The following is a 20,158-nucleotide window of genomic DNA, read 5'->3' on the forward strand; positions in this document are numbered from 1 at the left end:
TGTCGCGATGAACGGGTACAATTTTACTGATCGTGTCCGCAAGGTCCTGCAGATGGCCCGCGAAGAGGCGGCTCGCCTGCACCACGAGTACGTGGGGACGGAGCACATCCTGCTCGGCCTCATCCGCGAGGGTGAGGGCGTGGCCGCGGCGGTGCTCACCAACCTGAACGTGGACCTGGAGGAAATCCAGCAGAAGATCGAGGAGACAGTCAAGAAGGGAAAGGCGGCCGCCGCCGCCGGGCCCGACCTGCCGTACACCTCGCGCGCCAAGAAAGTCCTCGAGCTGGCGATGACGGAGGCGCGGGAGCTCAACCACTCCTACGTGGGCACCGAGCATCTCCTACTCGGGCTTCTCCGGGAGGAGAAGGGCATCGCGGCACAGGTTCTGACCGACGCGGGCGTGAACCTGGAGCAGTCGCGGGCCGAGACGCTCAGGCTCTTGGGCAGCGACATGCCACAGGCATCGGCCGGCGGCTCGGGCACTACGCCCGCGCCCAGCTCGGCGCCCAAGTCCGAGAAGAAGTCCAAGACGCCGGCGCTCGACCACTTCTGCCGCGACCTCACACAGCTCGCGGCCGAGGGGCAGCTCGACCCGACCATCGGGCGGGGTAAGGAGATCGAGCGCGTCATGGAGATCCTGGCGCGGCGGAAGAAGAACAACCCCGTGCTGATCGGCGAGCCGGGCGTGGGCAAGACGGCCATCGTCGAGGGCCTCGCCCTCCTCATTGCCAACGGACTCTGCCCCGACGTGCTGCGCGACCATCGGGTGCTCTCGCTCGACATGGCGGCCGTCATTGCGGGCACCAAGTACCGCGGCCAGTTCGAGGAGCGGCTCAAGGCGGTCATGAACGAGATCGCCCAGAACAAGCAGATCATCCTCTTTATCGACGAGCTGCACACGCTGGTGGGTGCCGGCGCGGCCGAAGGGGCCATCGACGCCTCCAACATGCTCAAGCCCGCGCTCGCGCGCGGGGAGCTGCAGTGCGTCGGCGCCTCCACGCTGAACGAATACCGGAAGTACATCGAGAAGGACGGCGCACTGGAGCGCCGCTTCCAGACCGTCGTGGTGGACCCGCCCACGGTCGAAGAAACCGTGGAGATCCTGAAGGGCCTTCGCAAGAAGTACGAGGATCACCACCGCGTTTCGATTCCCGACGACACGCTCAAGGCCTCGGCCGAGCTGTCCGACCGGTACATCACCGACCGGTTCCTGCCGGACAAGGCGATCGATGTGATCGACGAGGCCGGCGCCCGGGCGCGGCTCGCCTCGCAGGTGCCGCCCGCCGAAGTGGCGGACCTCAAGGCGCAGCTCGAGCAGGTGAACGTGCAGAAGGAAGAAGCGGTGCGCGACCAGAACTTCGAGCGCGCCGCCTCGCTCCGCGACCAGGAGCGCGAGTTGCAGAACCAGATCCGGCTCAAGCAGGAGGAGTGGGAGCGTGACCGGCAGACCCGCCGGCCGATCATCGACGAGGAGGCCATCGCCTTCATCGTCTCCCGCTGGACCGGGATTCCGGTCACCCGCCTGCAGGAGGCCGAGGCATCACGGCTGCTCCGGATGGAGGACGAAATCCACGCGTCGGTGGTGGGCCAGGACGAGGCGATCAAGGCGGTCTCCCGTGCCATTCGGCGGAGCCGCGCAGGCCTCAAGGACCCCAACCGGCCGATCGGGTCGTTCGTGTTCTCCGGGCCCACGGGCGTCGGCAAGACCGAGCTCGCGCGGGCACTGGCGCGCTTCCTCTTTGCCGATGCCTCGGCCCTCATCCGGGTCGACATGAGCGAGTACATGGAGAAGTTCTCGGTGAGCCGGCTCATCGGCGCGCCTCCTGGTTACGTGGGCTACGAGGAATCGGGCACGCTCACCAAGGCCGTGCGACGGAAGCCCTACTCGGTCGTCCTACTGGACGAGATCGAGAAGGCGCACCCGGACGTCTTCAACATCCTGCTCCAGGTGCTCGACGAAGGTCACCTCACCGACAACTACGGCCGGGTGATCGACTTCAAGAACACGGTCGTGATCATGACCTCGAACGTCGGCGCGCGGGACATCATGTCGGGCAAGTCGCTCGGCTTCCACCAGGCGGATACGAAGACGAACTTCGAGAAGATGCAGGAGCGGATCAAGGACGAGATGAACAAGGTGTTCAACCCGGAGTTCCTGAACCGGCTGGACGACGTCATCGTGTTCCATCCGCTCGACAAGGACCACATCTCGCAGATCGTCGGGATCCTGCTCAAGGACGTGCAGCGCCGGATCGGCGACGAAGTGAAGCTCACGCCCGCGGCGATCGAATTCCTGGTGAGCAAGGGCTACGATGCGAACTATGGCGCGCGCCCGCTCAAGCGGGCCATCCAGCGCTACATCGAGGACCCGCTGAGCGAGAAGATCCTGCTTGGCGAGTTCGGCCGCGGCGAGGAGATCGAGGTCGACGTGGCGGCCGAAGGCGACCGGCTCGTCTTCCGCGCCCTGAGCGGCACGCAGGCGTAGGCGGACCGGCGACCGGACCGGTCAGCGGCGCCGCTCCGCGCTGCGGCGCCACCTCCTTCTTTCGAGCATTGATGCGGCTTCGTTCCTTCGCGCTCGCCGTCCTGGCTCTCGGTTTGGGCAGGGCGGCTTCCCTCCCCGCACAGGTTCCAGCGCAGGCGCCCCCGCCCATCGACAGCATCGCCGTCGAGGGCAATGCGCGCGTGAGCGATGCCCAGATCATCTCCAACTCGGGGCTCGCCGTTCACCAGCGGCCCAACTACCGCGACATCCAGCGCGCCATCACCGCGATCTTCGGCACCGGGCAGTTCGACGACGTGACGGTGGAGCAGCACAACGTCGGCGGGAAGCTGGTGCTCGCCATTCGGGTCAAGGAGCGGCCGCTCCTTGACGGGTGGTCGCTCAAAGGCGTCGAGCGGCTTCCCGAGAACAACGTGCGTGACCAGGTGCGCATCGGAGCCGGCGGGCCGCTCGACCGTGCGGCGGTGGAGCGCTCGCGCGCGGCGATCGATTCGCTCTACAAGCGCCAGGGCTACTACGCCGCGCAGGTCAAGGTCGAAACCCTGGCGCAGGATTCGGGGCACGTGCGCGTGGTATTCGACGTCGCCGAGGGGCGGCGCGTGGCGGTGAGTGAGGTGCAGATCGACGGCAATCGCGCGTTCTCGGACGGGCAGGTGGTGAAGCATATGGCGACCCGACCCGAGGGCTTCTGGTGGTTCCGCAAGGGCGAGTACAGCGAGCGAAAGCTCGACGAAGATCTGCGCGACCGGCTGCCCCGCTGGTACGCCGAGCACGGCTACATCGACTTCCAGGCGCTGGGTGACTCGCTGGTGCCGGACACGACAACCGGCAAGGCCGTGCTCCACGTGAAGGTCGACGAAGGCCAGCGCTTCCAGGTGGGGACGTTCGACGTCCAGGGTAATCGCCGCTTCTCGAGCGAGGAGTTGAAGGTCTACTACCCCTTTGCCGCCGGCGAGCCGTTCGACCGCACCGCGTGGGACGATGCGACCCAGCGCCTGCAGGACCTCTACGCCAACAACGGCTACATCTACGCCCACATCGTCCCGACCGAGACGCGGCGCACGGGCTCCGACGGGCAGCCGACGCTCGACCTGGCATGGCAGATCCAGGAGGGGCAACCGGCGACGATCAACAAGATCGACATCGTCGGCAACGATGTGACCCACGAGCGGATCATCCGCGAGGCAATCGTCCTCCTGCCGGGCGACCTGTTCAATCGCGAGCTGCTGATCCGCTCCTATCAGAACATCAGCAACCTCAACTTCTTCCAGCAGCCGCTGCCGGCGCCCGACGTGAAGCCGGCGGGCAACGGCGTCGACGTCGACATCGTCTTCCGGGTCGAGGAGAAGCGCACCGGCAACATCAACTTCGGTGCCTCGCTCGGGCAGGGCACCGGGGTGGGCGGCTTTCTGGGCCTGGAGGAGCCGAATCTCTTCGGCAAGGGCAAGCGCGCCCGCCTTCAGTGGCAATTCGGCGCGAACATCAACGACTTCAACCTGAGCTACACCGACCCGTCCATCCGCGCCTCGCGGGTCTCGGGCACCCTCTCGGTGTTCGACTCCCGCCAGACGTTCATCATCGGCGACCTCGGGCGCCGCAAGCAGATCGGTGCCAACCTGCAGCTCGGCATTCCGTTCTTCGGCTCTCGGTATACCCGGGTGTTCGCCTCGTATGGTATCCAGCGGATCAAGTTCGACGAGGGGTCGGAAGATCTGCGCGCGCGCTTCTCGTGCAACAACTGCACGCGTTCCACGCTCGGCATGAGCGTGCTCCGGGACACCCGGATCGGGCTGCCGTTCCCCACGGCGGGCACCTACTTCAACGTGGGCGGCGAGCTCAATGGCGGCGTGCTGGGGGGCACGGGCAACTACCGCAAACTCGATCTTGAGGGCCGCTGGTACGCGCCGCTCGGCACGCTCGGTGGCAACGGCCAGCTCGGCCAGGGCGTGCAATTCGTCCTCGGGCTGACCGCCAAGTCGGGGTTCATCTTCGGGGACGCCGGGCCTTTCTTTACGGAGCTATATTCCATGGGCGGTGTCCAGTTCGGCATTCCGCTCAGGGGATACAACGAGTTTTCGATCACGCCGGACGGCTATGACCCGAACGCCAACTCCGGCACGGCGAGCGTCAATGCGTTCGGCAAGTCGTATGCGGCGTTTACGGTGGAGGCGGGCGCCCGCATCAGCGGCGCGCTGTACGTCAACACGTTCCTGGACGCGGGCAACGTGTACCGCACGCCGCGCCAGTACGACCCCACGCGGCTCTTCCGCGGCGCCGGGTTCGGCGCGGCCGTCGTGTCGCCCCTCGGGCCGCTCGGGATCGATATAGGATACGGTTTCGACAAGACGGACCAGTCGGGCAAGCCGGCGCCGGGATGGGAGCTTCACTTCCGGCTCGGGAACTTCTTCTGAGCCGGACCCGATGCGGCCGGATGCAGCGCGCAGTACGCACCCTCACCTCTTGGAGTCGAGAATGATGCTTGCCGTCCGAGCGACCTGGGCAGGGCTCGCGGTCGCGCTGGTCGCCGGGTCCGCCAGCACCGCCACCGCGCAGCAGCGCCCCGCCAAGCCGGCACCGCAGAAGGCCGCGGCGACGCCCGCCGCCGGCGGCGAGAGCACGCGGATCGGGTTCGTCAACATCCAGGCGATCCTTAAGCAGTCGCCCGGCTACGCCAAGGCCGAGTCGACGTTCTCCAAGGAGCTCGACGGATACCGGGCCGAGCTGCAGAAGCTGCAGGCGAATCTGGATTCCGCGGCGCAGGACTTCGAGGCGCAGTCGGCCGTGATGAATCCGAGCCAGCGCACTGCCAAGCGGAAGGACCTGGAGGCCGAGCAGGAGAAGCTGCAGCAGCGCAACCAGGAGCTGCAGCAGACGGCGGCCAAGCGGGAGCGCGAGCTGCTCGACCCGATCCAGGCCCGGGTGAACAGCGTCATCGAGGGCATCCGTGCGGCGGGCAATTACGCGATCATCTTCGACGTGAGCGCGCCGGGCAACGGCATCGTAACGGGTGACAAATCCCTCGATCTCACGCAGCGCGTGCTGGATCAGCTCCAATCCTCGAAATAGCGGGAGCGGAAGACGGACAGCATCATGGGGCGGTCGCCGGACGGAGGGGCGGCCGCCCCATTGCCACAAGGAGAGCCGACGCGATGAGGCCGACGCGATGACGATGGACATCGAGCGGATTCTCACGGTGCTGCCGCACCGCTACCCGCTTCTGCTCGTCGACCGGATCGTCAGCGTCGAGGGCACCACGCGCATCGTGGGGCTCAAGAACGTCACGTTCAACGAGCCCTTCTTCCAGGGCCATTTTCCCGGTAACCCGATCATGCCCGGGGTCCTCATCGTCGAGGCCATGGCGCAGGTGGGTGGCTGCCTCATGCTGGGCAGCATGGAGCGGCCGGACACGAAGGCGGTTTACCTGGCCGGGCTGGATGGCGTCCGGTTTCGGCGGCCTGTGCGCCCCGGCGACCAGCTGCGACTCGAGGTCGAGGTGCTCCAGGCGCGGGGCGGCACCTGCCGCATGAAGGGCACCGCCTCGGTGGACGGCCAGCGCGCGGCCGAGGCGGAGATTCTTGCGCAAGTGGCAGATCGGCCGACCGCTGCCCGGCCGAGCTCGGGACATCCCGGTGGCGCGGCGCGGTGAGGCGCACCGGATGCTCCGCTGGCTATGGACCAGCCGGCGGCCGGAGGCGCGGCTTGTGAGGCTCGCGCTGATCCCGGCGTCGGGCCTCTGGCGCGGCGCGATGGCGGCGCGGGCCCAAGCCTACGCCCGCGGATGGCGGCCGGTGCGCGATCTGCCACTCCCGTCGGTGGGCGTCGGCAATCTCACCCTGGGCGCCTCGGGAAAGATGGCGGTCGCGAGCTGGGTGGCCGCGCATTATGCCGCGCGCGGGTGCAAGCCCGCCATCCTGGTGCCGGGCGCGGCAGATGACGAGGTTGCGCTCAGACAGCATCGTGCGCCGTCGGCGCTCATCGTCGCCGACCGCGATCTCCCGACCTGCGCCGACCGGGCCCTCGCTGGCGGAGCCGAGGTCCTCGTCCTCGACGATGCCTACCAGCGGCTCGACGTCCGGCGCGATCTCAACCTCGCCGTCGTGAGCGCTGAGACGGCGCACGCAGTACGCTGGGGACTGCCGGCCGGCCCCTGGCGCGAGGGCTGGGCAGCGCTGGCGCGCGCTGATGCCGCGGTCATAACCCGGAAGCGCGCTCCGCGCGAGGCAGCGGAAGCCGCCGCGCGGGATGTCGCGAGGCGGGTGCCGGGGCCGGTGGCCGTGGCGCGGCTCGCGATGGATCACCTCGAAGGATTGGTGAGCGGCGCCAGCCACCCGGCCGCCTTCCTTGCCGGTAAGCGCGTCGTGGCCGCGACCCGCTCGGCCGACCCGGACGCCTTCGTCGCGCAGGCCAAGGCGACGGGTGCGGCGGTCCAGGTGGCCACCTGGCGCGGCGCACCCGACTTTCGCGACGAGGACGTGGCCTGGCTGGCCCATGCGACCCGCCGCGCGGACCACGTCGTCATCACCGAGCGGGATGCCGCCCGGCTGCGCGACCGTTGGCCCAACCGGGTGGCCGAGCCGCTGGTCGCCGTGCTGGCGCTCGAGTGGGAGCAGGGCGCGAGCGACATCGTCGCGGCGCTCGACGCCGTCATCACACCCGTCGAACGGCTCTGATCCTCACCATTACCCCGCACCCGCGGAGTCGACCGGAGATCACATGAGCACCGTCATTCCGCCGAGCACCCCGATCATCCGTCCCGACAAGGACACCTTTCTCAACGAGGAGAATCCGTTCGAGGCGATGATGTCGCGCTTCGACTACGCGGCCGAGCGGTTGAGCCTCGACCCGGGACTCTACAAGGTGCTCCGGAGCCCGGAGAAGCAGATCATCGTGTCCATCCCGCTCCTGAAGGACAACGGCGAGGTGGACGTATACACCGGGTACCGGGTCCTCTACAACACGGCGCGCGGGCCGGCCAAGGGCGGCATCCGGTTCGACCTGGCCGTGACGCTCGACGAGGTGAAGGCGCTCGCGGCGTGGATGACGTGGAAGTGCGCGGTGGTCAACATTCCCTTCGGCGGCTCCAAGGGCGGCGTGGTGTGCGACCCGACGAGCCTCAGCATCTCGGAGCTCGAGCGGGTGACTCGCCGCTACACCGCGGCCATCATCGAGGTGCTCGGCCCCGATTCCGATGTCCCCGCCCCCGACGTGAACACCAACGAGCGGGTGATGGCATGGATCATGGACACGTACTCGATGCACAAGCGGCACACGGTGACGTCGGTCGTCACCGGCAAGCCGGTGGCCATGGGCGGCTCGCTCGGGCGTCGTGAGGCCACGGGCCGCGGCTGCATGATCGTGACCCGCGAGGCGCTCAAGCGGCACAACCTGCCGATCGAGGGGACCCGGGTGGCAGTGCAGGGGTTCGGCAACGTCGGGTCGACCGCGGCCCAGCTCATGGAAGACGCGGGGATGCGGGTGGTCGCCGTGAGCGACAAGAACGGCGGCCTCTACAACGCCAAGGGGCTCAAGGTGCGGGAGCTGGTGCAGCACGTCCGCCAGGGCAAACCGCTCAAGGACTACCTGAACGCCGAACGGATTAGCAATGCCGATCTCCTCACCTGCGATTGTGACGTTCTGGTGCCCGCCGCGCTGGAGAACGTGATCACCCGCCACAACGCGCGCGACATCAAGGCGCGGATCATCTGCGAGGGGGCCAACGGGCCGACCACGGCCAACGCCGACCGGATCCTGGACGAGAAGGGCGTCTTCGTGATCCCCGACATCCTGGCCAACGCGGGTGGCGTCACAGTGAGCTACTTCGAGTGGGTGCAGGATCGCGGCGGTTACTTCTGGGACGAGGACACGGTGAACCAGCGCCTCGAGCGAATCATGGTGGAGTCCTTCGACGAAGTCGCCGGCATGGCCGCGCGCCACGGGACGAATCTGCGGATCGGGGCGTACATGGTGGGGATAGAACGAGTGGCGGCGGTACACAGGCTAAGAGGGATGTATGCGTGAGGAGGCGGTCGGGTGAGGCGGTAAAGGCGGGGCGACGGTACGGGCGGTAAGGACCTGCGCCGGCCGAGCCTTTACCGCCTGTGCCGTCCTTACCGCCTCTCCCGCCTACCTTCCCACCTTTCACCTGACCTGATCGCATGGAGCTTTTCCTGCTCACGGTAGGGCGCCTGCGCCCGGCCTTTCGCTCCGCATGCGACGACTATCTCACGCGCATTCGCCGATACTCCCGTGTCACCGAGTACGAGGTGCGGGAAGCGAGCAGGCTGCCGGCGGCGGCAGGACGGGCTCGGGAAGCGGAGGCGCTGCTCGCTCGGACGCCGGACGGGGCGACGCTCGTGGCGCTCACGCGCGAGGGACGCGGGTGGAGCAGCGCGGAACTTGCCCAGGAGGTCGGGAAGTGGCGGCGAGCGGCCGGGCCGGTGGCCTTTGCCATCGGTGGCTCAGAGGGGCTGGCTCAGGACGTACTCGAGCGGGCGCAGGCGCGGTGGAGTCTGGGCCCGCTTACTTTGCCACACGAGCTGGCGCGCGTCGTCGTATGCGAGCAGCTCTATCGGGCGTTCACGATCCTGGCGGGCACGCCGTACCACAAGCCGTCGACGGCCTGATCCGTCGGCGCGCGGGAGATCCATGGCCGAGTGGTTCGAGGAGTGGTTTGGCGAAGAGTACCTCCAGCTCTATCCCCACCGCGACGACGCCGACGCCGAGCGCGTCGTCGGGCTCATCCGGCGGACGCTGCCGTGGCGCGATGGATGGCGCACGCTCGACGTGGCCTGTGGCGCGGGACGCCACGCGCGCGCCCTCGAGCTGGCGGGCGCGCGGCCCATCGGGCTCGACCTCTCGGCCAGCCTGCTTCGGCGGGCGCGCGAGGTGACCGACGCGTCGCTCGTGCGCGCCGACATGCGCTGGCTTCCGATCCGGGCGAGGAGCACCGATCTCACCGTAAATCTCTTCACCAGCTTCGGGTACTTCGAAGGTGACGACGAGCACGCGCGGGCGCTCGCCGCGATGGTGCGGACGGTCCGTCGCGGCGGCTGGTTCGTCCTCGACTATCTCAACGCGTCGGCGGTGCGCGCGCGCCTGGCCGAGCGCCACACGACCGGCGCGCCCCACGGCGCGGAGGCGGACCGGCGGTTGTCGGAGGATGGCCGCTTCGTCTGCAAGACGATCCGCACGCCGGACGGACGCCGGTTCGTCGAGCGGGTGCGCCTCTTTTCGCCCGCGGAGCTCGAAGCAATGCTGCAGCGCGCCGGGCTCGCCATCCGCCACCGCTTCGGTGACTACGCGGGCGCGCCCCTCAGCGACGGCGCCCCACGGACGGTGCTGATGGGGCAGATCGAGGAATCGGGGCTCAACGCCGCGGACGGCGTCTCGGGCGATGGCGCGGATGGACCGGCCCGATGATCCCGCGTCTCGTCCCCTCACCGATTTCTCCGTCAGGCGTGGACTCGCTCGCCGCCCTCGTGGATGCGCCGGCACGCGCGGGCGGGACCCGTTCGGGCGGCGTGCCGCGCGAATTGCTGCCCGCCTTCATGCGAGTGCCCGGCAACGACGCGCTGCTCGCCCGTCTGGCGACCCCGGATCTCCTGCTCGTCACCACGGGCCAGCAACCCGCGCTCTTTTCCGGCCCGCTCTACACGGTCCACAAGGCGCTGTCGACCGCGGCGCTCGCGCGAACGCTTGAAGAGCGGTGGGGGCGGCCCGTCGCCCCGGTCTTCTGGGCCGCCGGCGACGACCACGACTTCGCCGAGGCGGCTCACGCCGAGTGGCTGGCGCCCGACGGGTCGGTAACCGGCGCCGCGCTCCCGCCGCGCCCGGCGGAAGCGCCGCTCACGCCGATGTACCGCGAGCCGCTCGGCGCGGCGGTGTCGCAGGCGCTCGATGCGCTGGCGCGCGACCTCGCGCCCTCGGAGTTCCGCGACTGGACACTCGAATGGCTCGCCCGCCACTACACGCCCGATGCCACGATGGGGTCGGCGTTCGCCACGGCGCTCGCCGAGCTGCTTGCCCCGCACGGCATCGCCGTGTTCGACAGCACGCATCCCGCCGTGAAGCGCGCCGCGGCACCACTGCTGATGGACGCGCTGCGCCGCGCGGCGGCGCTCGACGGCTCGCTCGCCAAGCGGGCGCAGGTGCTGGCCCGCGAAGGACACGATGCCGGCATCGCCGCCGGCGACGGCGCAACGCTCGTGATGGTCGAGTGCCGGATGGGCCGGGACCGGCTGCTCGCGCACGAACACGGCTTCACGACCCGGCGCGGCAAGACCGTGTACGACCTCGCGCATCTCGAGGCGCTCGCCGCGCGCGAGCCGGAGCGGTTTTCGCCGAACGTACTGCTCAGGCCGGTGCTCGAGAGCGCGCTGCTCCCGACCGTGGCGTACACGGGTGGCCCGGGCGAGCTGCGATACCTCCGGCTCACGCCATCGGTCTACGAAACGCTGGGCGTGCGCCCGCAGGCCGTCGTGCCGCGCTGGTCCGGCGCCATTGTGGAGCCGCGGATCGAGCGGGTGTTGGAGAAGTTCGCCATTTCACTCCACGACCTGATGCAGCCGCCGGGTGCGCTCGAGGCGCGCCTCGTGCGCTCGCGGCTGCCGGAGGGCGTCACCGGCGCGCTCGCCGAGCTGCGCCGCGCCATCGAGGCGGGCTACGAGCCGATCGCCCGCTCTGCGGTCGAGATCGATCCCACGCTGGAGAAAACGGTGCAGGCGGCGCGGCAACACGCACTCACCGGCACGGCGGACATCGAGAAGAAGCTGGTGCAGCACCTCAAGCGGCGGGAGGAGACGGAGCTGGCCCAGATCGCGCGAGCGCGGCACGCGGTGTGGCCCAACGGCAAACCCCAGGAGCGAGTGTTGACCGCGGCGCCGTTCCTTGCCCGGCACGGCCCCACGCTGCTCGACGCGCTGATTGGCGAAATGCGCCGCTGGTACGCCGCGGCCCTTGAGGGCGCCGCGCGCCCGGCATAGACTCGACCCATGTCCACCATCGCCCTGGTCGTGGTCCTCGTCGTGGTGCTGATGATCCCGATCCTGGGCATTCTGATCGATTCGCCGCTCGCGCGGGCACTCGCGCGCCGGCTCGAGGGGCCCGAGTCCACGCCTGCCGCCATGACGCAGCTCGCGAGGAAAGTCGAGCTGCTCGAGGCCGAGGTGGACGATCTCACCCGGAGCGTGCGGACGCTCGAGGAGGAGCACCAGTTTCTCCAACGCCTGCTCGCCGAATCGCCGCGCCGCTCGACCCTGCCACCGCCCGAGACGTCCTGACCCCGCCGCCCGGGCGGTCCCGGCGTCCGGCGGCGATGGTCGCCGCGGGCATTCTGCTGAGCCGACTCGCCGGCCTCATTCGCTCGCGGGTGCTGGCGCACTACTTCGCTACCTCCGATGCGGCGGATGCGTTCGTCGCCGCGTTCCGCATTCCCAATCTCCTGCAGAACCTCTTCGGCGAAGGGGCGCTCTCCGCGTCGTTCATTCCGGTGTACGCGGCGCTGCTGGCGCGCGGCGACCGGAAGGAGGCGGACCGGGTGGCGGGCGCCGTGGGCGCGCTGCTCGCCGTCATCGTCTCGGTCCTCGTGTTGGCAGGCGTCGCGTTCACGCCGTCGCTCATCGACGCCATCGCCTACGGCTTTACCGGCGCCAAGCGCGAGCTCACCATCCGCCTGGTCCGCATCCTCTTTCCCGGCGTCGGGCTGCTGGTGCTTTCGGCCTGGTGTCTCGGCATCCTCAACAGTCACCGCAAATTCTTCCTTGCGTATTCGGCGCCGGTCATCTGGAACGCGGCCATCATCGCCACGCTGATCTGGTTCGGCGGGACGGTGGGCCAGTATCGGCTGGCCGCGCTCGCCGCCTGGGGTTCGGTGGCGGGCAGCGCGTTGCAACTCGGCGTGCAGTTGCCCGTGGTCATGCGACTCGCGCGCGGGCTCCGGCCCACGTTCGATATGGCGTCGGAGCACGTGCGGACGGTCGCGCGGAACTTCTGGCCCACCTTCGCGAGCCGCGGCGTGGTGCAGATCAGCGCGTACATCGACGCCCTCATCGCGAGCCTGCTGCCGACCGGCGCCGTGGCCGCGCTCGGCTATACCCAGATCCTGTACACGCTCCCGGTGAGCCTCTTCGGCATGGCGGTCTCGGCGGCCGAGCTGCCGGAGATGTCGAGCGCCACGGGGGAGCGCGCGGAGGTGAGCGCGTATCTTCGCGCGCGGCTCGACGGGGGGCTCCGGCAGCTCGCATTCTACATCGTGCCGTCGGCGGTGGCGTTCGCGGCGCTGGGACAGGTGCTCGCGGCCGCGATCTTTCAGACCGGCCGGTTCACGCGGTCGGACAGCTTCTGGGTCTGGGGCATCCTGGCGGGCTCGTCGGTGGGGCTTCTCGCCGGCACGATGGGGCGGCTCTACTCGTCGGCCTTCTACGCGCTGCGCGACACCCGCACGCCGCTCCGCTTTGCGATCGTCCGGGTGGTGCTCACCACGGTCCTTGGCTTTCTCGCTGCACTCCCGCTCCCGGGGCTCATCGGCATTCCGCAGCGCTGGGGCGTCGCGGGGCTCACGGCCTCGGCCGGCGTCGCCGGCTGGGTCGAGTTTCTGCTGCTCCGCCGCGCACTGGACGAGCGGATCGGCGAGACGGGGCTCGATTGGGCCTACGGCGCGCGCCTCTGGGCCTCCGCCGCGCTCGCTGCGCTCGTGGGCGGCGGCCTTGCGCTCGCCACGCCTGCCGACCTGGCGCTGCGGCATCCGGTCGGTGTAGCGATATTTGTGATCGGCGCGTACGGCCTCGTCTACTACGGGGTCACCGGCCTGCTCGGCATCCCGGAAGCGAGGCTCCTGCTCGCGCGATTCCGGCGGCGCTGACGAGGTTCGACCGTGGCGCGCCCTGACGATTGCCCCGACGTGTTCATGACCGCCCTGCCGATTCCCGATCCGCTCGCGCGCAAGCTCTACACGCTCCCCGAAGGCCCCGGCGTCTATCTCTGGAAGGACGCCGAGGGGGCCGTCGTGTACGTGGGCAAGGCAAAGCGGCTCCGGAGCCGGGTGCGGAGCTATCTCGTGGGCGAGAGTGCGGCGAGCGCCGCGGCCGCGAGCCCCAAGCTCCGGCTCCTGCAGCGGGTCATCGCCGACGTCGAGACGATCGTGGTGAACAGCGAGGCCGAGGCGCTCATCCTCGAGAACAACCTCATCAAGGAATACCGGCCACGCTTCAACGTGCGGCTCAAGGATGACAAGAGCTATCCATCGATCGCCGTCACGCTGGGCGAGCCGTTTCCGCGGCTGCTGGTGACACGTCGCCGCGACATTCCGGGCGCGCGCTACTACGGGCCGTACACCGATGTGGGCCAGCTCCGGCGCACGCTCGCCATCGTCCGGCGGCTGTACACCATGCGGAGCTGCCCCGACGACATTCCGCGCGAGCCGCGGGAGCGGCCCTGTCTCGATTATTACATCGGCCGCTGCAAGGCACCCTGCGTCGGGTGGCAGGGCGAGGCGGACTACCGCGCCATGGTGAACGACGTGGTGGACTTCCTCGAGGGCCGCACCCACGACGTGCGCCAGCGGGTGCGCGAGGCGATGCTGGCGGCAAGCGGACGGGAAGATTTCGAGCGCGCGGCCCAGCTTCGTGATGCGCTCCGCTGGCTCGAGAATCTCGAAGAGCCCGGCGCGGCCGAGGTCATCGGCACCGGCGACGCGGACGTGATCGGCTACGCCCGCGACGGCGACGACGCGGTGGGCGTGCTGCTCCGCGTGCGCGAGGGGCGCGTGGTGAGCCGCGACCACACGTTTCTCGAGGGCGTGGACGAAGAGGCCGACCCCGCGATCCTCGCCGCGTTCCTGGTGCGCTACTACGTCCCGGCCGAGGCGCGCGCGCGGCGCGTGGTGCTGCCGTTCGCACCGGAGGACTGGGACGCCATCCGCACGGTGCTCGCGGGCACCGACTGGACCATCCCGCAGCGCGGCACCGCCAGCCGATGGCGCGAGCTGGCCGACCAGAACGCGCGCCACCTGCTCGAGAGCCTTCGGATCGAGTCGTTCGAGACCGACGAGCGCGCCGAAGATCCGGTCTACGCGCTCGGCCGGGATCTCGGCCTGAGCAGCGTGCCGCGGAGCCTCGTCTGCGTGGACATCTCGCACAACCAGGGGCGCGACATCGTGGGCTCGCTGGTCTGGTTCGAGGCAGGCCGGCCGCGGAAGAGCGAGTACCGCAAGTTCAAGATCAAGGGTCTGGCGGAGCAGGACGATTTCGCGGCCATCCACGAGGTGGTGACGCGCTATCTCGCCCGCCGGCGCGACTCGAACGAGGCGCTGCCCGACCTCATGGTGATCGACGGCGGTAAGGGCCAACTCAACGCCGCGCTGGACGCGGCGCGCGCGCTCGGCTTCGACGCGCTCCCGCTCGTGAGCCTCGCCAAAAGGGAGGAGGAGATTTTCCTTCCGGGCCGCGCGGAGCCGCTTCGGCTGTCACGCCGGAGCCCCGCACTCCGGCTGCTCCAGCGGGCGCGGGATGAAGCGCATCGCTTCGGCCTCGCATACAACCGGAAGCGGCGGACGCAGCGCACACTCACGTCGGAGTTGCTCGAGATCCCCGGCGTCGGCCCCACCCGCCGGCGCGCGCTACTGGAGCGCTTCGGCAGTCTGGCCGGGGTGCGCTCGGCCACTGCGCAAGAGCTCGCGGCGGTGCCCGGGTTTTCCACCGCGCTCGCGGAACGGATTCTCGAACGGCTGCACGCCAAATCGTGACCACGCGCGCCCGTGCCTGAGCTGCCGGACGTGGTGGTCTATCTCGAGGCGCTCGAGCGGCGCATTGCCGGGCGCATGCTGGAGCAGATCCGGGTGCTGAGCCCGTTCGTGCTCCGAAGTGTGGATCCGCCGGTGGCGGCGGCGGCAGGCCGCCGGGTCATGGGACTCCGGCGGCTCGGCAAGCGCCTCGTCTGGGAGCTCGATGGCGAGCTGTTCGTCGTCATTCACCTGATGATTGCGGGGCGCCTCCGCTGGCGGCCGCGCGGGGCCAAGGCCCCGGGCCGAATGGGCCTCGCCGCGTTCGATTTCGCGGAAGGCACCGTGCTGCTCACCGAGGCGGGGACGAAGCGCCGGGCATCGCTGCACCTCGTGCGCGGCGCGGCGGGGCTCGCCGCCTTCGATCGCGGCGGCGTCGAGCCGCTCGAGGCACCCCTCGAAGCCTTTGCTGAGCGGCTCCGATCGGAGAACCACACGCTCAAGCGAGCGCTCACCGACCCGACGCTCGTGAGCGGCATCGGCAACGCGTACTCGGACGAAATTCTGCACCGTGCGCGGCTCTCGCCGCTCGCGCTCACGCGGCGGCTCGCCGACGGCGAGCTCGCCCGGCTGCACGCGGCCGTGCAGGCGGTGCTCACCGAATGGACCGGTCGGCTCCGGCGCGAGGCGGTCGATGGATTTCCCGAACGTGTCACGGCATTCCGTGAGGGGATGGCGGTGCACGGGCGGTGGCGCGAGCCATGTCCCGCGTGCGGCTCGCCGGTGCAGCGCATCCGTTACGCCGAGAACGAGACCAACTACTGCGCCACGTGCCAGACAGGCGGCCGATTGCTCGCCGACCGCGCGCTCTCGCGGCTCCTGCACGATGATTGGCCGCGCAGCCTCGACGAAATGGAGGAGCGGCTTGGCCGCTGACCCGGACTGGACCCTGCGTTGCTCGGCCTGCGATGAAACCACCGCACCCGTGGGCCTCCCTACGGTCTGCGGCCGGTGCGGGCAGCCGTGGCTGGTGCGCTACCCGTCGCGCGCGCACACCCTCGCCGACCGCGACGCGCTGCGCCAGGCGCGCGGCAGCAACAGCGCGCCGGAGGCCGACGGCATGTGGGGATTCCGGGCATTTCTCCCGCTTGCTGACGGCGAGTCGCCCATCACGCTCGGCGAGGGCGGCACGCCGCTCCTCCGCCTCGCGCGCACCGGTGAGCGCCTGGGCCTCGCGCGGCTCCGGCTCAAGGACGAGTCGGTGAACCCGACCGGCTCGTTCAAGGCGCGCGGGCTCGCCATGGCGGTGACCCGCGCGCGGCTTGGCGGCGCCGAGTCGTTCGTCGTGCCCACCGCGGGCAACGCGGGCGTGGCGCTCGCCGCGTACGCCGCGCGCGCGGGGTGCCACGCCACGATCTTCGCGCCTGCGAGCACGCCGCCCGTCATTCTCGCGCAGGTCCGGCGGTTCGGCGCCGAGCTCAACCTGCTCGACGGCCACATCGGTGACTGCGGCCGCGCGGCGCTCGCCCACGCCGAACGCACCGGCGCCTTTCCGGTGCACACGCTGCGCGAGCCCTATCGGATCGAGGGCAAGAAGACGCTCGGCCTCGAGCTGGCCGAGCAGCTCGGCTGGGGTCTGCCGGACGCGGTCGTGTATCCCGCCGGCGGCGGGACGGGGCTCATCGGGATGTGGCTCGCCTTTGCAGAGCTTATCGCGGCCGGGTGGGTGCGCGGCCCGATGCCCCGGATGTACGCGGTCCAGGCCGAAGGGTGCGCGCCCGTGGTGCGCGCGTTTGAACGCGGCGCCGCGCAATGTGAACCCTGGCCCGACCCGCGCACGGTCGCGAGTGGCCTCCGGGTGCCGGCGCCGCTGGGCGGGGCGCTCATGCTGCGCGCGATGTGCGAGTCGGGCGGCGGCGCGGTCGCGGTGAGCGATGCGGAGCTCGCGGCGCAGGCCGACCAGGTATCCGCGCGCGAAGGCGTGGATGTGGGGCCCGAGGGCGGAGCGAGTCTTGCGGGCGCGGCGGCGCTCCGCGCGCGGGGAGACATCGAGCCGGACGAAACCGTGATCGCATTCAACACCGGCGCGGGCTGGCTCTATCGCTCGTGAGCATGCAATCCCTCGCGCGAGCGTGGACGGGTGCATAGGGGACTGTATATTCAGATGTCATGCCTCAGAGCCGGTTCGCCATTCTGGACCCCGCCGCAGGGATCAGCGGTGACATGCTGCTCGGCGCGCTGGTCGCGGCGGGCGCGCCCGAGGCATGGCTCACCGGCCTGCCCGCGCGGCTCGGGTGTCCCGAGGTGTCGGTGGGGATCACGCAAGTAGAACGGTGTGGGGTACATGCGGTGAAGGCCACCGTCCGACTTCCGGGCGGCGAGGTCGAGGCCCCCGCCGCGCCGCACCGTCCCACCCGCTCCCATTCACACCCTCACCCGCACAAGTCCAAGCCCGCCGCCAACCACGCGCACGGCCCGCATCGCCACGTGGGAGAGTTGCTCGCGCTCATCGAGCGCGCACCGCTCTCGACCTGGGTCAAGGAGCGGGCCGGCGCTGCATTCCGATTGCTGGCGGAGGCGGAGGGGCGGGTGCACGGCGTGCCGGCGGAATCGGTGGCGCTGCACGAGGTGGGTGCGCTCGATGCGCTCATCGACATCGTCGGCGGGGTCGAGGGATTCGAGCAGCTCGGCGTGCGCGACGTGTACCATCGCGCGGTGGCGGTCGGTGAGGGATGGGTGCACGCGGCCCACGGCATCATTCCGGTGCCGGCGCCGGCCACTGCGGTGCTGCTCGAAGGCCTAGAGGTGGCGCCCAACGGCCCGGTGTCGGGTGAGGCCACGACGCCCACCGGCGCGGCACTCCTCCGCGCGCTGTCGTCGGGTCCGCCGCCTGCGCGGTGGCGGGCCGTGTCCGCCGCCAACTGGGGCGCCGGCGGCCGCGACCCGGCGGAGTACCCCAACGCGCTCCGCCTCATTCTGGCCGAGCCGGCGCACGAACTCGGTGAGGTGGTGGTGCTGTCTACCGACCTGGACGACCTGAGTCCCGAGTATCTCGATCCGTTGCGCGAGGCGTTGGTGGCGGCCGGCGCGCTGGACGTGCAGACGTGGCCCACGCAGATGAAGAAGGGCAGGACGGGGTTCCGCGTCGAGGCCGTCGTTGCGCCGGCCGACGTCGACCGCGCTGCCGAGGCCTTCTTCCGGCACAGCACGACGGCCGGCGTGCGGCGCACGGGTGCGGAGCGGGTGACGCTGCCGCGGCGCGAAGTCCGACTCGACGTGGCCGGTGGCGGGAGCGTGCGGGTCAAGTTGCTCGACGGTCCCGACGGGCTCCGCGCCAAGCCGGAATACGACGACGTGGCGGCGGCCGCGCGACGCGCGGGACGTCCCGTGCACGAACTGGCAAGGGAGTTGCAAACCCGCGCCCTGACCCTGGCCGGGGCCGATCGGCCCGCGGCAACGGCGCGCGACACCACGACGAAGGAGCCGTGACGAGTGACGACTGAGAGGCAAACATCACGCGCGTGGTCTCCGGCGGCGCTCAACGCCGCCGGCATCGCGCTGGTCGCATTGGCGCTGCCGATGCTGGCCGTACCCGCGCGCGCGCAGACGCCGTCGGGCGGCAATGCCCGTGTGATCGCCGCGATGAAGAAGCAGGGCGGGGCCTCGGCGCTCCCCGCATGCAAGGAGGGCATTGCACCCGGCGGCCGGGTCCAGGACGGTCTCCGCGCGCTGCAGTCCGACAAGTTCGGTGAGGCCGCGCAGCGGCTCGCCGAGGCGACAAAGCGCGAACCGGAGAACGGTGGTGCATGGCTGTACCTCGGGCGCGCCTACCTCTACGAGGGCGACCTCGCCGGCGCCGACTCTGCGTTCACCAAGGCGGAACAGCTCGCGCCCGCGTGCAAGGAAGACATACTGCGCTACCGCCAGGCCGCGTGGGTGCCGCTGGTGAACGACGGCGTGGACTTCGTCAAGGCGAACCAGAGCGACTCCGCGTTCGTCGTGTTCCGGGCGGCCAATACGATCTACCGCGGCCAGCCGAACGCGTTCGCGGGATTGGGTGTGATCTACGCGAACCGCGGTGAAACCGACAGCGCCATCACCTACCTCAAGAAGGCGGTCGAGGTGGCGGCGGCGGACAGCATGGTCGAGGAGCGCAACAACTCCACGCTCAATCTCGGCATCATGGAGACCAGGGCCAAGCGCTTCGACGACGCGATCGCGACGCTCGAGCGGTACCGCACCTGGGTGCCGAACGACACGACCGCGGCAAAGACCCTGGCCCAGGCGTACCGGGCCGCCGGCAAGGGCGACAAGGCCGCCGCGCTGGAGAAGCAGTTCGGCATCGCGCCCACCGAGGTACCCGGGGGTGACACGAAGGACCTCGCGAGCAAGGGCATCGCGCTCTTCACCGCGGGAAAGTTCGCGGAGGCGGCGGACGTGTTCGGGCAGGTGTTCGAGAAGCAGCCCTTCAACCACGACGCGCTCGTCAACCAGGCGACGGCCTATTACAAGGCAAAGGACGGTTCCCACCTGGTCGAGGCCGCGACCAAGCTCGTGGCACTGGAGCCGCTCAACGAGATCGGCCTCGAGCTGCTGGAGCAGGGCTACAAGGAGACCCATCAGACGGACAAGCAGATCGCCACGGTGGCGCGGCGCCGGGCGCTTCCGGTCAAGATCGAGAGCAAGGGCGTCAAGATCAGCCCGACCAGCCTGGAGCTCTCGTTCACGGCCACCGGTCACGAGGCGCGCGACGACAAGGACAAGCTGATCAAGCCGGCGCCCGTGACGCTCACGTTCGAGATGATGGGGCCCGACGGCGCCACGCTCGCGACGCAGGACGTGACGGTGCCGCCGCTCAAGGCCGACGCAACGCAGGACTTTACGGTCGATGCCAAGGCCAACGGCATCAACGCGTGGCGCTACAAGGCCAAATAGCGCCG

At 69.9% G+C, this 20,158-nt stretch carries 16 protein-coding genes; all 16 read left to right on the forward strand.

What is annotated here, in order from left to right:
- Positions 1 to 52 precede the first annotated feature (52 nt).
- The 16 genes from VFW66_01525 (at position 53) to VFW66_01600 (ending at position 20,153) form a co-directional block, all read left to right on the forward strand.
- Positions 53 to 2,485 carry an ATP-dependent Clp protease ATP-binding subunit gene (locus VFW66_01525; protein HEX5385359.1) on the forward strand — a complete coding sequence of 811 codons (2,433 nt, stop codon included), beginning with the start codon at positions 53 to 55 and terminating at the stop codon, positions 2,483 to 2,485.
- 71 nt (positions 2,486 to 2,556) lie between these two features.
- A complete protein-coding gene (bamA, locus tag VFW66_01530) occupies positions 2,557 to 4,914 on the forward strand; it encodes an outer membrane protein assembly factor BamA (protein ID HEX5385360.1) in 2,358 nt (785 codons plus the stop codon).
- Between the two features lie 61 nt (positions 4,915 to 4,975).
- Positions 4,976 to 5,569 carry an OmpH family outer membrane protein gene (locus VFW66_01535; GenBank protein HEX5385361.1) on the forward strand — a complete coding sequence of 198 codons (594 nt, stop codon included), beginning with the start codon at positions 4,976 to 4,978 and terminating at the stop codon, positions 5,567 to 5,569.
- A 97-nt stretch (positions 5,570 to 5,666) separates the two neighbouring features.
- The gene (fabZ, locus tag VFW66_01540) at positions 5,667 to 6,149 is read left to right on the forward strand and encodes a 3-hydroxyacyl-ACP dehydratase FabZ (GenBank protein ID HEX5385362.1); all 483 of its coding nucleotides are present in this window, start codon (positions 5,667 to 5,669) and stop codon (positions 6,147 to 6,149) included.
- Between the two features lie 55 nt (positions 6,150 to 6,204).
- Positions 6,205 to 7,173 (forward strand): tetraacyldisaccharide 4'-kinase, encoded by a 969-nt coding sequence (locus tag VFW66_01545; protein ID HEX5385363.1) that lies wholly within the window; start codon positions 6,205 to 6,207, stop codon positions 7,171 to 7,173.
- A 43-nt stretch (positions 7,174 to 7,216) separates the two neighbouring features.
- Positions 7,217 to 8,521, forward strand: coding sequence for a Glu/Leu/Phe/Val dehydrogenase (locus VFW66_01550; protein HEX5385364.1), 1,305 nt, complete (start codon positions 7,217 to 7,219; stop codon positions 8,519 to 8,521).
- Positions 8,522 to 8,658: 137 nt separating this feature from the next.
- The gene (locus tag VFW66_01555) at positions 8,659 to 9,126 is read left to right on the forward strand and encodes a 23S rRNA (pseudouridine(1915)-N(3))-methyltransferase RlmH (protein HEX5385365.1); all 468 of its coding nucleotides are present in this window, start codon (positions 8,659 to 8,661) and stop codon (positions 9,124 to 9,126) included.
- 22 nt (positions 9,127 to 9,148) lie between these two features.
- Positions 9,149 to 9,922 carry a methyltransferase domain-containing protein gene (locus VFW66_01560; protein HEX5385366.1) on the forward strand — a complete coding sequence of 258 codons (774 nt, stop codon included), beginning with the start codon at positions 9,149 to 9,151 and terminating at the stop codon, positions 9,920 to 9,922.
- Positions 9,919 to 11,484: a bacillithiol biosynthesis cysteine-adding enzyme BshC gene (gene bshC, locus VFW66_01565; GenBank protein ID HEX5385367.1), complete on the forward strand. Its 1,566-nt coding sequence runs from the start codon at positions 9,919 to 9,921 to the stop codon at positions 11,482 to 11,484. Before VFW66_01560 ends, bshC begins: the two co-directional genes overlap by 4 nt.
- Before the next feature lie 9 nt (positions 11,485 to 11,493).
- Entirely contained in the window at positions 11,494 to 11,781 is a 288-nt protein-coding gene (locus VFW66_01570) for a hypothetical protein (GenBank protein HEX5385368.1), read from the forward strand.
- Between the two features lie 35 nt (positions 11,782 to 11,816).
- Positions 11,817 to 13,361 carry a murein biosynthesis integral membrane protein MurJ gene (murJ, locus tag VFW66_01575; GenBank protein HEX5385369.1) on the forward strand — a complete coding sequence of 515 codons (1,545 nt, stop codon included), beginning with the start codon at positions 11,817 to 11,819 and terminating at the stop codon, positions 13,359 to 13,361.
- 12 nt (positions 13,362 to 13,373) lie between these two features.
- A complete protein-coding gene (gene uvrC / locus VFW66_01580; protein HEX5385370.1) occupies positions 13,374 to 15,242 on the forward strand; it encodes an excinuclease ABC subunit UvrC in 1,869 nt (622 codons plus the stop codon).
- Positions 15,243 to 15,254: 12 nt separating this feature from the next.
- Entirely contained in the window at positions 15,255 to 16,154 is a 900-nt protein-coding gene (locus VFW66_01585) for a DNA-formamidopyrimidine glycosylase family protein (protein ID HEX5385371.1), read from the forward strand.
- A complete protein-coding gene (locus VFW66_01590; protein ID HEX5385372.1) occupies positions 16,105 to 17,328 on the forward strand; it encodes a threonine synthase in 1,224 nt (407 codons plus the stop codon). Before VFW66_01585 ends, VFW66_01590 begins: the two co-directional genes overlap by 50 nt.
- 59 nt (positions 17,329 to 17,387) lie before the next feature.
- Entirely contained in the window at positions 17,388 to 18,707 is a 1,320-nt protein-coding gene (gene larC, locus VFW66_01595) for a nickel pincer cofactor biosynthesis protein LarC (protein ID HEX5385373.1), read from the forward strand.
- 3 nt (positions 18,708 to 18,710) lie between these two features.
- Positions 18,711 to 20,153 carry a tetratricopeptide repeat protein gene (locus VFW66_01600; protein ID HEX5385374.1) on the forward strand — a complete coding sequence of 481 codons (1,443 nt, stop codon included), beginning with the start codon at positions 18,711 to 18,713 and terminating at the stop codon, positions 20,151 to 20,153.
- Positions 20,154 to 20,158: the final 5 nt, after the last annotated feature.

The organism is Gemmatimonadales bacterium, assembly GCA_036279355.1.
Classification (GTDB): Bacteria; Gemmatimonadota; Gemmatimonadetes; order Gemmatimonadales; family GWC2-71-9; genus DASQPE01.